General features: G+C 70.0%; 13 protein-coding genes and 1 pseudogene. 9 read left to right on the top strand and 5 right to left on the bottom strand.

From position 1 onward, the window contains the following. The first annotated feature begins 63 nt into the window (after positions 1-63). The gene (locus tag G8O29_RS08410; RefSeq protein WP_242678996.1) at positions 64-570 is read left to right on the top strand and encodes a hypothetical protein; all 507 of its coding nucleotides are present in this window, start codon (positions 64-66) and stop codon (positions 568-570) included. Here G8O29_RS08410 and aroB read toward each other — a convergent pair whose 3' ends face one another. Further along, the gene (aroB, locus tag G8O29_RS08405) at positions 571-1,692 is read right to left on the bottom strand and encodes a 3-dehydroquinate synthase (protein WP_166402799.1); all 1,122 of its coding nucleotides are present in this window, start codon (positions 1,690-1,692) and stop codon (positions 571-573) included. Beyond that, positions 1,689-2,252, bottom strand: a pseudogene (locus G8O29_RS08400) (shikimate kinase); the annotation flags it as partial. The gene aroB and the pseudogene G8O29_RS08400, both read right to left, overlap by 4 nt. A gap of 185 nt (positions 2,253-2,437) precedes the next feature. On the opposite strand from G8O29_RS08400, the gene G8O29_RS18690 reads away from it, so the two are divergent. The 4 genes from G8O29_RS18690 to G8O29_RS08385 are packed head-to-tail and all read left to right on the top strand — an operon-like array spanning position 2,438 to position 6,389. Beyond that, on the top strand, positions 2,438-2,572 hold the full coding sequence (locus G8O29_RS18690; protein WP_302848571.1) for a hypothetical protein: 135 nt from the start codon (positions 2,438-2,440) through the stop codon (positions 2,570-2,572). After that, complete coding sequence (locus G8O29_RS08395) at positions 2,562-4,130, top strand: hypothetical protein (RefSeq protein WP_242678995.1); 1,569 nt, start codon at positions 2,562-2,564, stop codon at positions 4,128-4,130. The genes G8O29_RS18690 and G8O29_RS08395 overlap by 11 nt, the downstream gene beginning before the upstream one ends. A gap of 6 nt (positions 4,131-4,136) precedes the next feature. Continuing rightward, positions 4,137-5,075, top strand: a complete 939-nt coding sequence (locus G8O29_RS08390; RefSeq protein ID WP_166402797.1) for a tyrosine recombinase — start codon at positions 4,137-4,139, stop codon at positions 5,073-5,075. 15 nt (positions 5,076-5,090) lie between these two features. Next, entirely contained in the window at positions 5,091-6,389 is a 1,299-nt protein-coding gene (locus tag G8O29_RS08385) for an HlyC/CorC family transporter (protein WP_166402796.1), read from the top strand. Here the strand turns inward: G8O29_RS08385 and G8O29_RS08380 are convergent. Further along, positions 6,361-6,927, bottom strand: coding sequence for a flavodoxin domain-containing protein (locus tag G8O29_RS08380; RefSeq protein ID WP_166402795.1), 567 nt, complete (start codon positions 6,925-6,927; stop codon positions 6,361-6,363). The two genes, G8O29_RS08385 and G8O29_RS08380, sit on opposite strands and share 29 nt — an antisense overlap. An 80-nt stretch (positions 6,928-7,007) precedes the next feature. Continuing rightward, positions 7,008-7,811 carry a gamma-glutamyl-gamma-aminobutyrate hydrolase family protein gene (locus tag G8O29_RS08375; protein WP_367890150.1) on the bottom strand — a complete coding sequence of 268 codons (804 nt, stop codon included), beginning with the start codon at positions 7,809-7,811 and terminating at the stop codon, positions 7,008-7,010. A 185-nt stretch (positions 7,812-7,996) separates the two neighbouring features. Here G8O29_RS08375 and copM point away from each other — a divergent pair, with 185 nt between their 5' ends. Continuing rightward, on the top strand, positions 7,997-8,365 hold the full coding sequence (gene copM, locus G8O29_RS08370; RefSeq protein ID WP_166402794.1) for a CopM family metallochaperone: 369 nt from the start codon (positions 7,997-7,999) through the stop codon (positions 8,363-8,365). Between the two features lie 54 nt (positions 8,366-8,419). Then, positions 8,420-9,361 (top strand): NAD-dependent epimerase/dehydratase family protein, encoded by a 942-nt coding sequence (locus G8O29_RS08365; RefSeq protein WP_242678993.1) that lies wholly within the window; start codon positions 8,420-8,422, stop codon positions 9,359-9,361. Positions 9,362-9,440: 79 nt separating this feature from the next. Here the strand turns inward: G8O29_RS08365 and G8O29_RS08360 are convergent, their stop codons facing one another. After that, positions 9,441-10,643, bottom strand: a complete 1,203-nt coding sequence (locus tag G8O29_RS08360; RefSeq protein ID WP_166402793.1) for a pyridoxal-phosphate-dependent aminotransferase family protein — start codon at positions 10,641-10,643, stop codon at positions 9,441-9,443. 275 nt (positions 10,644-10,918) lie between these two features. Here G8O29_RS08360 and G8O29_RS08355 point away from each other — a divergent pair, with 275 nt between their 5' ends. Together G8O29_RS08355 and ygfZ are read left to right on the top strand one after the other, a co-directional pair. Beyond that, positions 10,919-12,589 carry an ABC transporter ATP-binding protein gene (locus G8O29_RS08355; protein ID WP_166402949.1) on the top strand — a complete coding sequence of 557 codons (1,671 nt, stop codon included), beginning with the start codon at positions 10,919-10,921 and terminating at the stop codon, positions 12,587-12,589. A gap of 42 nt (positions 12,590-12,631) precedes the next feature. Next, positions 12,632-13,396, top strand: a complete 765-nt coding sequence (gene ygfZ / locus G8O29_RS08350) for a CAF17-like 4Fe-4S cluster assembly/insertion protein YgfZ (protein WP_166402948.1) — start codon at positions 12,632-12,634, stop codon at positions 13,394-13,396. The last annotated feature ends 136 nt before the right edge of the window (positions 13,397-13,532 follow it).

Genomic DNA, 13,532 nt, shown 5'->3' with positions numbered 1-13,532 from the left:
CCCCGCGGGGGCCGTGCCCGAACGACGGTGCGCCCCTTACGGCCGAGCAGAGACGTCCCGCCCATGACCCCTGACCCGAACCTGTCGCGCCCGCGCCCGGCCGTTCCCGGCGGGAGCCGCAAGACGACCCGCCGCCTGGCCCTGGCCCTGATCCTGCCCTTGGCCGCCTGCGCCGATACCACCAGCACGATGCAGCTTTATCCGCTGTCGGGCGAGATCGCCGAGGCCGATCCGACGCTGGTGATCCGGGCGGTGGCGAAGAACACCAACAGCACCTCGGGTCCGCTGAGCTTCCGTCTGCCGAAGCGCGGCAAGTGCACCGGCACCTGGACCTCGCTGACGCCGCGGGTGGTGTCGAACTCGCAGGGGCTGGCGCTGACGCTGAAGAAGACCGGCGGCGAGGTCGGCAGCAAGCGCGAGACGGTCGCCGGGGTGAACAACGGCGAGATCTACGCGGTCTGCGACGACGGCACGCGGGTGCAGGGCACCTTCGTGGTGGGCTCGGGCACCGCCAGCGGCACCGGCCAGGCCAGCGACACCAACGGCAACGTCTACAAGCTTCTGTTCTGATCAGCGCCCGGCAAGCGCCCCGGCAAGCGCGTCGTCCAGCACGGCGCGCACGGCCTCGTCCGGGACATCCTCGGCCACGAAGGCCTGGCCGATCCCGCGCGCCAGGATGAAGCGCAGGCGGCCGTCCACCACCTTCTTGTCCTGCCCCATCAGCGCGATCAGCGTCTCGGCCCCCGGCAGGTCGCCCGGGATGTCGGCCAGATCGACCTTCATCCCCATCGCCGCCAGATGCGCCCGCAGGCGCGAGGGTTCCTCCTGGCTGCACAGGCCCAGCCGCGCCGAAAGCTGGAAGGCCAGCGCGCAGCCGATCGCCACGCCCTCGCCGTGCAGAAGGCGGTCGGAATAGCCGGTCGCCTTCTCCAGCGCATGACAGAAGGTATGGCCCAGGTTCAGAAGCGCGCGTTCGCCCTCTTCGGTCTCGTCGCGGCTGACGATCCCGGCCTTCATCTCGACCGAGCGCGTGACCGCGCGCAGCCGGGCCGCCGCATCGCCTGCGCGGATCGCGGGGCCTTCGCGTTCCAGCCAGTCGAAGAAGGCGGCATCGCCCAGAAGGCCGTATTTCACCACCTCGCCATAGCCCGACAGGAAGTCGCGATCGGGCAGCGTGGACAGGACGTCGATGTCGGCCAGCACCAGACTGGGCTGGTGGAAGGCGCCGACCAGGTTCTTGCCTTGCGCGGTGTTGATCCCGGTCTTGCCGCCGACCGAACTGTCCACCTGGGCCAGAAGCGTGGTGGGCAGCTGCACGAAGCGCACGCCGCGGCGCAGGATGGCGGCGGAAAAGCCCACCAGATCGCCGATCACCCCGCCGCCGAAGGCCAGCACCAGATCGCGGCGTTCGACCTTCTGCTCCAGCAGCCATTCGGTGCAGCGGGCGAGGTTGTCCCAGTTCTTCGTCGCCTCGCCCGGCGGCAGCGCCAGCGCGGAGGCGGCGATGCCCTCGGCCGCGAGCGCCGCTTGCAAGGCGGGAAGATGGCGGGCGGCCACCGTTTCCTCGGTGACGATGGCCACGCGCGGCCGGCGCAGGAGGGGCGCGATCTCGGCGCCTGCGCGCGCGATCAGGCCGGGACCGATGCGCACCTCGTAGGACCTGTCGCCCAGATCCACCGCAACCCTGTTCACGTCGCCTCCTCCAGCACATCGGGCCGCGATCTCAGCGCCTCGCGCACCCGCCGGGCCATGTCCTCCACGGTCTTGTCGGGCTGGCTTTCGACCGTGATGTCGGCCAGGGCATAGAACGGCTGGCGCGCCTCGTAAAGCGCGCGCAGCGTCTCGCGCGGGTTCGGCGTGCGCAGCAGCGGTCGCGTCGTCTTGTGCCGCACGCGCTGCCACAACAGGTCGAGATCCGCCTTCAGCCAGACCGACACGCCGACATCGTGGATCAGCCGGCGGTTCGGCCCCGACAGGAAGGCGCCGCCGCCGGTGGACAGGATGCAGGGCGTGCCGCGCAGGAGGCGGGCAATGACCTCGGTCTCGCGGGCGCGGAAGAAGGCCTCGCCGTCGCGTTCGAAGATCTCGGCAATGGTGCGGTTGGCGGCGCGGACGATCTCTTCGTCGCTGTCGCGGAATTCGACGCCAAGCTGGCGGGCAAGCGCGGTGCCGACGGCCGTCTTGCCCGCGCCCATCATCCCCACCAGCACCACAGTCTTTGCCAGCCTCGTCATGTCCCTCCGGTTCCCCTGGCCCTGCCGATCCCGGGCAAGGACTTGCCGACGGGAAAACTTCCACCCTCAATGGCGTGAAGTCCTGGCGAATGCTATATACATTCGAACGGATACCCGCGACGCACCGCCGATCGGGCGGCGACGAGCGGCAAGAAACGCCCATGGGATGAAGCCCATGGCAGAAGTCGAGGAAGGGCTACATCATGGGTCGGATCATCAAGGCGTTCCTCTTGCTGGTGATTCTTGGCTTCCTCGGGCTGACCGTCTATGCCTATCTGGGCGACCTGTCCCCGGTGCAGGGCGAGGTGAAGAAGCCAGTGGTGTTGAATGCGGACTAGTGCAGCCGGTGTCCTGTTCCTGATCCTTGCCATCCAGCCCGCCGCAGCGCAGGAGGCCGGCACGACCGGCGGCCCGCTGTCGGCCATCGACTGGCTGTCGCAATCGGTGGCCACACCGGCCGCCGCAGCACCCGATGCGGGCCTTGTGCTGCCGGACGAACCCCCCGTGGCCGCTGCCGGAACCACGCTGCCCGCCGACGTGACCACCTCGTCGCTCGACGGACCGGCGCCCGACGGGGTCGGCCTCATCTCGCCCTCGGTCTCGGGCCTGCCGCGCGGCTTCTGGGGGGCGGGGCTGACGCGCGAGATCGCGGAAAGCCTGGTCTCGCATCCCGACGACGCGCTGCCGGCGCTGCGCCAGCTGTTCCTGACCATCCTGCTGGCGGAACTGAACCCGCCGATCGACGCCGGGGGCCGGGGCGAGCTTTTGCTGGTGCGGATCGACAAGCTTCTGGCGCTGGGCGCGCTGGAGCAGGCGGCAGCCCTGATCGAGGCGGCGGGCGTGACCTCGCCCGAACTGTTCCGCCGGGCCTTCGACGTGGCGCTGCTGACCGGGGCGGAGGACCGGGCCTGCGACGGCATGGCCAACGCGCCGCATCTGGCGCCGACCCTGCCCGCGCGCATCTTCTGCCTGGCGCGGTCGGGCGACTGGAACACCGCCGCGCTGACGATCCGGACCGCCAGCGCGCTTGGCCAGATCAGCGCGGATCAGGAGCAGCTTCTGTCGCGGTTCCTGGATCCCGACCTTTACGAGGGCGAGCCGGTCCCACCGCCGCCCAGCCCGGTGACGCCGCTGGACTGGATGATCTATGCCGCGATCGGCGAGCCCCTGCCGACCGACGGCCTGCCCATCGCCTTTTCCTACGCCGAACTGCGGCCCCGCTCGGGCTGGAAGGCCCGGATCGAGGCGGCCGAGCGGCTGACCCGGGCCGGGACGATCCCGCCGAATGTCATCCTTGGCCTTTACACCGAGAACACGCCCGCGGCCTCGGGCGGGGTCTGGGACCGGGCGGCCGCCTTCCAGGCCTTCGACGCGGCCATGGCGGCGGGCGATCCCGCGCGCGTCGCCGCCACCCTGCCCGCCGTCTGGAACCGGATGCAGGAGGCCGAGCTGGAAGTGCCCTTCGCCACGCTTTACGCCAAGGCGCTGCTTGACCTGCCGCTGACCGGCGCGGCGGCCGACATCGCCTTCCGGGTGGGCCTTCTGTCGCCCCATGCCGAGACCTGGGCCCGGCGGGCGAGCCCGACCACGCCGGAAGAGGCCTTCCTGACCGCGATCGCGCTTGGCCGCGGGGCCGAGGCCCTGCCCCCAGACAGCATGGCCCGCGCGATCTCGGCCGCCTTTCGCATCCCGACGCCTTCGGTCGAGGGGCAGCGGCTGCTGGACGGCAACCGCACCGGCGAGGCGGTCATCGTTGCGATCGACAGCATCGGGCGGGGCGTCAAGGGCGACCTGCGCGGGGTGACGGAGGGCCTGTCGATCCTGCGCCTGGCGGGGCTGGACGCGGTGGCCCGGCGCACGGCGCTGGAGCTGATGATCCTGGAACGGAGGGGCTAGCCGGCCATGCCCGACCCCGAGTCGAGCCGCTGGATCTCGACCTTCCTGGACGCCAGGGCCGCCGATCTGGGGGCTGCGCGCAACACGCAGCTGGCCTATGGCCGGGACCTGGTGGATTTCGCCGACTGGCTGAACCGGCGCGGGGCGGGGCTGGCCGGGGCCGACCGCGCGGCGGTGGAGGACTATCTTGTGGCCTGCGATGCGCAGGGCCTGTCGAAGGCCACCCGGGCGCGGCGGCTGTCCTCGATCCGACAGCTTTACCGCTTTGCCTTCGAGGAAGGCTGGCGCGGCGACAACCCCGCGCTGCGGCTGACCGGGCCGGGAAAGGCGCAGGGCCTGCCCAGGACGCTGAGCGAGGCCGAGGTCGCGCGGCTGATGGAGGCGGCGCGGAGCCGGGGCCGGACGGAAGCCGACCGGCTGCGCGACGCGGCGCTGTTCGAGCTGCTTTATGCCACGGGCCTGCGCGTCAGCGAGCTGGTCGGCCTGCCGGTCGCCGCCGTCCGGGGCGATCCGCGCATGATCCTGGTCAAGGGCAAGGGCGACAAGGAGCGGATGGTGCCGCTTTCCACCCCCGCCCGCGCGGCGCTGGCGGCCTGGCTGGCCGAGCGCGACCGCGCGGAAGAGGCCGCGCGGCAGGCCGGACGCCCGGCCTCGCGCTTTCTCTTTCCCGGCGAGGGGCGGGAGGGCCATCTGACGCGTCAGTATTTTCATGCGCTGGTCAAGGATGTCGCGGTGCGGGCGGGCCTGTCGCCGGCGCGGGTGACGCCGCATGTGCTGCGCCATGCCTTCGCCACCCATCTTCTGGCCAACGGCGCCGATCTGCGGGTGATCCAGACCCTGCTTGGCCATGCCGATGTCGCCACGACGGAAATCTACACCCATGTGCTGGACGACCATCTGAAGGACCTTGTCCTGACCAGGCATCCCCTGGCCCGCAAGGGCTGAACCCGGAACGAGACGATGACACCCGAGACCTTTGATACTGCCTTCTGGCTGACCACTGCCGCCATCCTGGCGCTGCTGATGCTGTCCGCCTTCTTCTCCGGGTCCGAGACCTCGCTGACGGCCTCGTCGCGTGCAAAGCTGAAGGCGCAGGCCGATCGCGGATCACGCGGGGCACAGGCCGCGTTGCGGGTGACCGACGACCGCGAGCGGATGATCGGCGCGATCCTTCTGGGCAACAACATCGTCAACATCCTGTCGGCCGCACTTGCCACCGCGCTGCTGACCCGGCTGTTCGGCGACAGCGGCGTGGCGCTGGCCACGCTGGTGATGACCGTGCTGGTCCTGATCTTCGGCGAGGTCATGCCGAAGACCGTGGCGATCACCTATCCCGAGGCCGTGGCAACCCGTGTGGCGCCGGCCATCCGCCTGGTGACGCTGGTCTTTTCCCCGGTCATCGTGGTCGTGCGGACGCTGGTCAACGCGATCCTGCGTCTGTTCGGGATGCGCGCCGATGCCTCGGACCCGCTTCTGGCGCTGCGCGAGGAGATCGCCGGGGCCATTGCGCTGGGTCATTCCGAGGGCGCGGTGGAGAAGGAGGACCGCGACCGCCTGCTGGGAGCGCTGGACCTGGCGCACCGCACGGTGGACGAGATCATGCGCCACCGCCGCCAGATCGAGATGATCGACGCCGACCTGCCGCCGGGAGAGATCATCACCCGCGTCCTGGCCTCGCCCCATACCCGGCTGCCGATCTTTCGCGACAGCGACGACAACATCCTGGGCGTGGTCCATGCCAAGGACCTTCTGCGCGAGGTGGACCGGCTGGTCCGCGGCCCGGACGCGCCGGGGATCGAGGCGCTGGACATCGTGAAGGTGGCGATGAAACCCTATTTCATCCCCGACACCACCACGCTGGACGAACAGATGCGCGAGTTCCTGGCGCGGCGGACGCATTTCGCGCTGGTCGTGGACGAATACGGCGCCTTGCAGGGGCTGATCACGCTGGAGGACATCCTTGAGGAAATCGTCGGCGACATCACCGACGAATTCGACGTGGTGCGCAAGGATGCGGGTCTGGTGCAGACCGAGGACGGCTCCTGGCTGGTCGATGGGTCGATGACGATCCGCGACCTGAACCGGGCGATGGACTGGCGCCTGCCGGATGACGAGGCGAACACCATCGCGGGCCTGGTCATCCACGAGGCGCAGATGATCCCGAACGAGGGCCAGGTCTTCAGTTTCCACGGGTTCCGCTTCACGGTGATGCAGCGGCGCGAGAACCGGATCACGAAGCTGAAGCTGCGCCCGCTGTGACGCGTGAGGAAAGGCCGGCGAGCCAGGCGTCAAGCCGCCGTCCAAGCGCCGCCCAGTCGGTGTATTCCTTGTCCTTGCCGGGCTCGACCTTCTCGCCTTTCTGATCGGCGATCCGGCGCATCGCCCAGGCGCGGAAGAAGTCGTATTCCGAGAACCTGAAGGCCCCCGCGACATGTTCCACCTCTCCCGGGGTCCAGCCGGTATCCGCTTGGAAGGCCGCAAGGCATTTGTGCAGGCCCGACCAGTCGTCCGGATCCTGCCCGGCAGCAGAGAGCGACACGGCCAGGAACAGCGTGGGCATCTGCGCAAGTTCGGTCCTGGCCGAGGCGCAGAACCGGGCGAGCGCCTTCTGGAACCCCCCGGCATGCAGCGAACCGGCCAGGATCGCCGCGTCAAAGCGGGACAGGTCCAGCCCCTCGGCATCCTCGACATTCAGAAGTTCGACGGCCTGGCCCTGCCCCGCCATCCGGTCAGCGGCAAAGCGGGCGATCTTGCGGGTCTGGCCGTCGGTCGTGGCATAGGCGATCAGCAGATACATGGCGCATCCCTTTCCTGTGGACGCACCAAGCCTATCCGACCTCAGTCAGGGTCACCCTGATCTGGCGCAATTCCGCCCGCCTAGGCCGAGCGGCGCCTGGCGACCCCCGGCCGCTCGCCCGCAGCCCAGGCCGTCGCCGCCGCCCCGAAGGCCTGGAACAGCGGACGCGAGACCGGGTCGCTGGCCGCGTTCCATTCCGGGTGCCACTGGACCGACAGGGTGAAGCCGGGCGCGTCCTTGACATAGATCGCCTCGGGCGTGCCGTCCGGGGCGTGGCCGTCGATCACGATGCGGCAGCCGGGGCGGGCGATGCCCTGGCCGTGCAGGGTGTTGGTCATCACCTCACGCGCGCCCAGCAGGCGGTGGAACACCCCGCCTTCGGTGAAGGTCACGACATGGCGCAGTGCGAAACATTCCTCCAGCGTGCCGTCCGGCGGCATGCGGTGGTTCATCCGGCCCGGCAGATCGCGGATCTCCGGGTGCAGCGTACCGCCAAGCGCCACGTTCACCTCCTGAAAGCCCCGGCATATCCCCAGGAAAGGCTGGCCCCGGTCCACGCAGGCCCGGATCAGCGGGAGCGTGATCGCATCGCGCCCCCGGTCGAAGGCGCCGTGGGCGGGGGTCTCTTCCTCGCCATATTCGCTGGGATGGACGTTCGGGCGCCCGCCGGTCAAGAGGAAGCCGTCGCAGAGCTCCAGAAGCTCCTCGACGCTGATGTAGCGCGGGTCGGACGGGATGATGAGCGGCACGCAGCCCGCAACCTCGGCCACGGCGGCGGTGTTCATCGTCCCGGCGGAATGCGACGGATAGCTGCCGTTGATGAGGTAGCTGTTGCCGATGATCCCGACGACGGGCCTCTGCCCCTTGCGCTGCACTCTTGTCACCACTTGCGATGTCCACCTGTCGCACAGGATACGCCGGTGCAGGGGCGGCGGAAAGGGGGGCGCTGCGCACAGATCGGCTGAGGTCGTGCACAGCCGCGGCACAATTCCCGGTCACGCCGAAATGAGTTTCCTTCCCATGGGGTAAGGTCGGAAAAGAGGCGGAACGCGAACGAAGGAGACCTGCCATGCTGAAACCTGTGACCCTGGCCCTGGGTATCGCAGCCGCCGCAGCGGCTGCGACGGCCCTTGCGCAAGAGGCCGCAACCGGCCACGAAGGCCACGCGATGATGGGCGACATGGGACCCGCCGCGATGGCCTTCATGGCGGCCAACACCCGCATGCACGAGGGGATGGCGATCGAGTTCACCGGCAATGCCGATGTCGATTTCATCCGCGGCATGATCCCGCACCATCAGGGCGCGGTGGAGATGGCGAAGATCGTGCTGGAACACGGCAAGGACCCCGAGGTGCGCAAGCTGGCCGAAGGCATCATCGCGGCGCAGGAGGCCGAGATCAAATGGATGAAGGATTGGCTGGCCAGGAACGGCGGCTGATCCGCTTGGCTTGTCGCGGCTGATGTGGTCCCCTTCCGGCAAACGGAGGGGGCCATGCCGATCCTGATCCTGGGCGCGGCGGGGATGCTGGGCCGCAAGCTGACCGCGGCGATCATGGGCGGCGCCCTGCCCTTCTCGCGGCTGACGCTGGCCGATGTGGTGGCCCCGCCGCCGGTGGACGGGGCGGTCACACTGGCGCTGAACCTGGCCGATCCAGGTGCGGCGGCGATCCTGGTCAAGGACCGGCCGGGGCTGATCTTCCATCTGGCCGCCGTGGTCTCGGGCGAGGCCGAGGCGGACCTGGCCAGGGGCTATGCGGTCAACCTCGACGCCTCGCGCGCCCTGTTCGACGCCATCGCCGCGATCCCAGATTACTGCCCGCGCGTGGTCTTCGCCTCCTCGCTCGCGGTCTTCGGCGCGCCCTTTCCGAAGGTCATCCCGGACGATTTCCACCTGACCCCGCGCACGAGCCATGGCACGCAGAAGGCGATGACCGCGCTGCTGCTGTCCGACTGTTCGCGCCGGGGGCTGAACGGGGTCGCGCTGCGGTTGCCCACGATCTGCATCCGCCCCGGCGCGCCGAACCGGGCGGCCTCGGGCTTCTATTCCTCGATCCTGCGCGAGCCCCTGAGCGGGTTGCCCGCCACCCTGCCCGTCCGCGACAGCTTGCGGCACTGGTTCGCCAGCCCCCGCGCCGCGACCGGGTTCCTTCTGCGCAGCGACGCTGGAAACCGGCCGGCTTGGCCCCAGCCGCGCGCTGTCGATGCCCGGCTTGTCGGCCCGCAGCGCCGAGATGATCAGGACGCTGCGGCGCGTGGCAGGGCAAGCGGCGATGGACCTGATCCGCCACCAGCCCGACCCGGTGTCGTCACTTCCTGGGCCCAGGCCTGCGGCGCGAAGACCGCCCGGTCGCTGGGGTTCATCGCCGAGAGCGGCTGTGACGAGATCATCCGCATCTCTGTGCACGACGAAAACCCGTGCCACCGGACAGCGTGAATGGCTTGCCCATGGACAAATACTCCACGGGAGGTCCGGAGGGTGTGAAACCCTCCGGGGCCGGCCAGGGGCGCGCCGGTCAGGCCCCGGTGCCGATGACCCGGACGGCGGCGGACAGCGCCCCTTCCCCGTGGGGAATGTCCAGCGCGATCATCCCCGCCTCCATCACCGCAAGCGCGCCCAGGGTCATGTGCGCGTTCACATGCCCCATGTGGCCCACCCGCAGAAAGCCGTGATAGGCCGGGTCGGTCGAGGGTGCCATCCCAAGGCCGATGCCCAGAGTGACGCCGGCCTGTTTCTCGCACCAGTCGCGCAGGCGCGTGGCGTGCGGCGCCCCCAGCCGGGCCGCCGTCACCGACCAGCCGCGATGCGCAGGGTCGGCCACGTTCATCGCGATGGCCGGGTTGCCCGCGCCCCAGGCGTCGAAGGCGGCCCAGACCGTGCGGGCCAGCGTGTGGTGACGCGCCCAGACCTGGGGCAGACCCTCTTCGGCGATCATGTCCAGCGCCTCGCGCAGGCCGTAAAGGTGGCTCGTCGGCGCGGTCCCGTCCCAGAGCTGCCAGAACTCCTCGGGCTCGGCGCGGGGGCCCCAGGCCCAATAGGGCGTCGCAAGGTCGGATCGGCCGCAGCGCAGGCGGGCGGCTTCCGAGAACCAGACGAAGGCCAGGCCGGGCGGGGTCATCAGGCCCTTCTGGCAGGCCGAGACCATCACATCGACGCCCCAGTCGTCCATCCGGAACTCGTCGCAGCCAAGCGAGGCGATGCAGTCCACCGCCAGAAGCGCGGGGTGCCCCGCGGCATCCATCGCGGCGCGCAAGGAAGGGATGTCGGTCTTGATCGAACTGGCGGTATCGACCTGCGTCGTGAGCACCGCCTTGATCCGGTGCCCGGTGTCGGCGCGCAGGGCGGCCTCGACGCGCCCCATGTCCACGGGGGAGGACTTGCCGAAGTCCATGACCTCGACCTCCACCCCCATCGCGCGGGCGGAATTGGCCCAGGACAGGCCGAACTGCCCCACCGCCAGCACCAGCGCCCTGTCGCCCCGGTTGAAGAGGTTGGCATTCGCCGCCTCCCATCCCGCATGGCCGTTGCCGATGTAGATCGCAACATGGCCCGTTGTCCCGGCGACCAGCCGCAGATCGGGCATCAGGCCGGCCACCAGTTCGATCAGCGGGCCTTCGTAGATGTTGGGCGAGCCGCGATGCATCGCGCGCAACACGCGGTCGGGGATCACCGAAGGTCCGGGAATGGCCAGATAGGGACGGCCGGCGGCGAGGGTCATGAGGGTCTCCTGAGCGGCTGCGCCATGGCTAGGCCCGCGCGCCGCCAGCGTCAACCGGGCTTGCCGCGGTCGGGCGCCCTGCGCGACCCGCCTTGCGCGACCCGCCTTGCGCGCGGCAGGGAGCGCGGGGCACGTTGCGAGGGGCGGGCTTTCCGGCTACACCCCGGCTGATCCGAAGGAAGGCTGTCCCGCCCTTGCAACCCGAACGCGCCTATACCTCTCGCCAGCTGTTCGGCCGGTTCTGGAGCGGCTACCTGCGGCCGCATCTGCCGCTGATGGCGCTGGCCTTCCTGGTGATGATGATCGAGGGCTCGACGCTGGGCCTTCTGTCCTACATGCTGAATCCGCTGTTCGACCAGGTCTTCGCCCCCGGCGGGTCGGGGCTGCTGCTTTGGGTCGGCGGGGCGATCCTGGGGCTGTTTCTGGTAAGGGCCGTGACCTCGGTCATGGGGCGCTGGCTGCTGGCGCGGGTAAACCAGGCGGCGGCGGGGGCGATGCAGGCCGATCTGGTGCGGCACCTGCTGACGCTGGACGCGGGCTTCTACCAGCGCCATGCGCCGGGCATGCTGATCGAGCGGGTGCAGGGCGACACGCTGGCCGCACAAGGCGCGGCGGTGCTGGTGATCGGCGGCGTGGGGCGCGATGTCGTCTCGCTGATCGGGCTGTTCACCGTCGCCATCCTGATCGATCCGCTCTGGACGCTGGCGGCGCTGGTCGGGGCGCCGATGCTGCTGCTGCCGGCGCTGGTGCTGCGCCGCTATCTCTGGCGCAAGGCGATGCTGACGCGCCAGCAGGCCGGCCTGCGCGCAACCCGGCTGGACGAGATCTTCCACGGCATCCAGGCGGTGAAGCTGAACCGGATGGAGGCCTATCAGGCCGGCCGCTTCCAGCGGATCGTCGACACGATCCGCCGCGCCGAGGTCAAGACCGCGCTTGGCCGGGCGGCCATGCCGGCGCTGGTCGATGTCGTCACCGGGATCGGCTTCTTCGCCGTGCTGATGCTGGGCGGCAGCGAAGTTGCGGCAGGCAACCGCACCACCGGAGAGTTCATGTCCTTCTTCACCGCCATGGCGCTGACCTTCCAGCCGATCCGGCGGCTGAGCGACCTGGCCGGGCAATGGCAGGTGGCCGAGGCCAGCCTGGCGCGCATCTATACCCTGTTCGACACCCGGCCCGACACCCGCCGCCCCGCCGTCAGCCGCGCCCTGCCCGCGCCGGGCGCGCCGGAGATCCGCTTCGAGGGCGTCAGCTTCGCCTACCCCGACCGCCCGGTGCTGCACGAGCTCAGCTTCACCGCCGAGGCCGGGAAGGTCACCGCGCTGGTGGGCGCCTCGGGCGCGGGCAAGTCCACTGTGTTCCAGCTGATCTCGGCCCTGATCGAGCCGCAGGCGGGCCGCATCCTGATCGGCGGCGTCGATGTGCAGGAGATGAGCCTGTTCGACCAGCGCGCGCTTCTGGCCTCGGTCAGCCAGGATGCGGCGCTGTTCGACGAGACCCTGCGCGAGAACCTGCTTCTGGGCCGCCAGGGCATCGACCCGGCCCAGCTGGAGCAGGCGCTGGCCGATGCCGAGGTCACGGGCTTTGCCGCCGCGCTGCCGCAGGGTCTGGAGACGCCGGCGGGGACACGCGGTTCGGCCCTCTCGGGCGGGCAGCGGCAGCGGATCGCGATTGCGCGGGCGCTTCTGGCCGATGCGCCGGTCCTGCTTCTGGACGAGGCAACCTCGGCGCTGGATACCCGCACCGAGGCGGCGGTGTCGCAGGCGCTGGCGCGGGCCCGGACCGGGCGGACGACGCTGGTCATCGCGCACCGGCTGTCCACGGTGAAGGGCGCGGACCGGATCCTGGTGCTGGATCGCGGCCGTCTGGTCGAGGAAGGCACGCATGACAGCCTGATGGCGCGGGGCGGGGCCTATGCGCAGCTGCAAGAGGCACAACTGCGTGACTGACCCTTCCGTCCGACCCGCGGCCGCCCTAGGCTTGGCCCCATGATGCAAGGCGAGGCCGCCCCCGACCGCACCGTCTGGACCCTGACCGGCAGGGATGCCCTGGGCTTCCTGCAAGGCCTGGTGACGAATGACCTGCGCCCGCTGGAGCAGGCGCCCGGCATCGTCTGGGCGGCACTTCTGACGCCGCAGGGCAAGTATCTGGCCGATTTCTTCGTCGTGCGCCGGCCGGACGGGACGCTGCTGATCGACATCGCCTCGCGCCTTGCCGACGACACGCTGCGGCGGCTGACGATGTACCGGCTGCGCTCGGATGTGCAGATCGCCCCGTCCGGGCTGCATGTGCTGCGCGGGCTGGACGCGCCGCCCGAGGGTGCCCTGCCCGATCCCCGCCATCCCGCGCTGGGCTGGCGGGCCTGGTCCGAGACCGCCGGCCCCGATCCGGCCATCGACTGGGACCGGATCCGGGTGGAGCACGTCATCCCGGAAAGCGGGATCGAGCTGGTGCCGGAGGACAGCTATATCCTGGAAGCCGGCTTCGAGCGGCTGCACGGGGTGGATTTCCGCAAGGGCTGCTATGTCGGCCAGGAAGTCACCGCGCGGATGAAGCACAAGACCGAACTGCGCAAGGGTCTGGTGCGGGTCAGCGTCGAAGGCGCCGCCCCGGTGGGGACCGAGATCACCGATCCCGACGGCCGGCCGGTGGGCCGCCTGTTCACCCAGGCCGGCGGCGCGGGCATCGCGCATCTGCGCCTTGACCGGGCCGAGGGTGACCTTGCGGCAGGCGATGCACGGGTCAGGCTGGCCTGACCCCGGCACCGTGCGGTCATGCAAGAAAATCCTTACCAAAGGTTGAAATGCTGCACCCGGTCCCTAAATGTCGTTACTGGCCCGGCAACGGACCGACTAGATGCTGTTCCGGCTGATGCAAGCCATGCAATTTCTG

Source organism: Rhodobacter calidifons (assembly GCF_011174775.1).
In the GTDB taxonomy this organism is placed as follows: domain Bacteria; phylum Pseudomonadota; class Alphaproteobacteria; order Rhodobacterales; family Rhodobacteraceae; genus Tabrizicola; species Tabrizicola calidifons.
The sequence above is the reverse complement of the archived record's forward strand: the minus strand, read 5'-3'. Positions and strand labels throughout refer to the sequence as shown.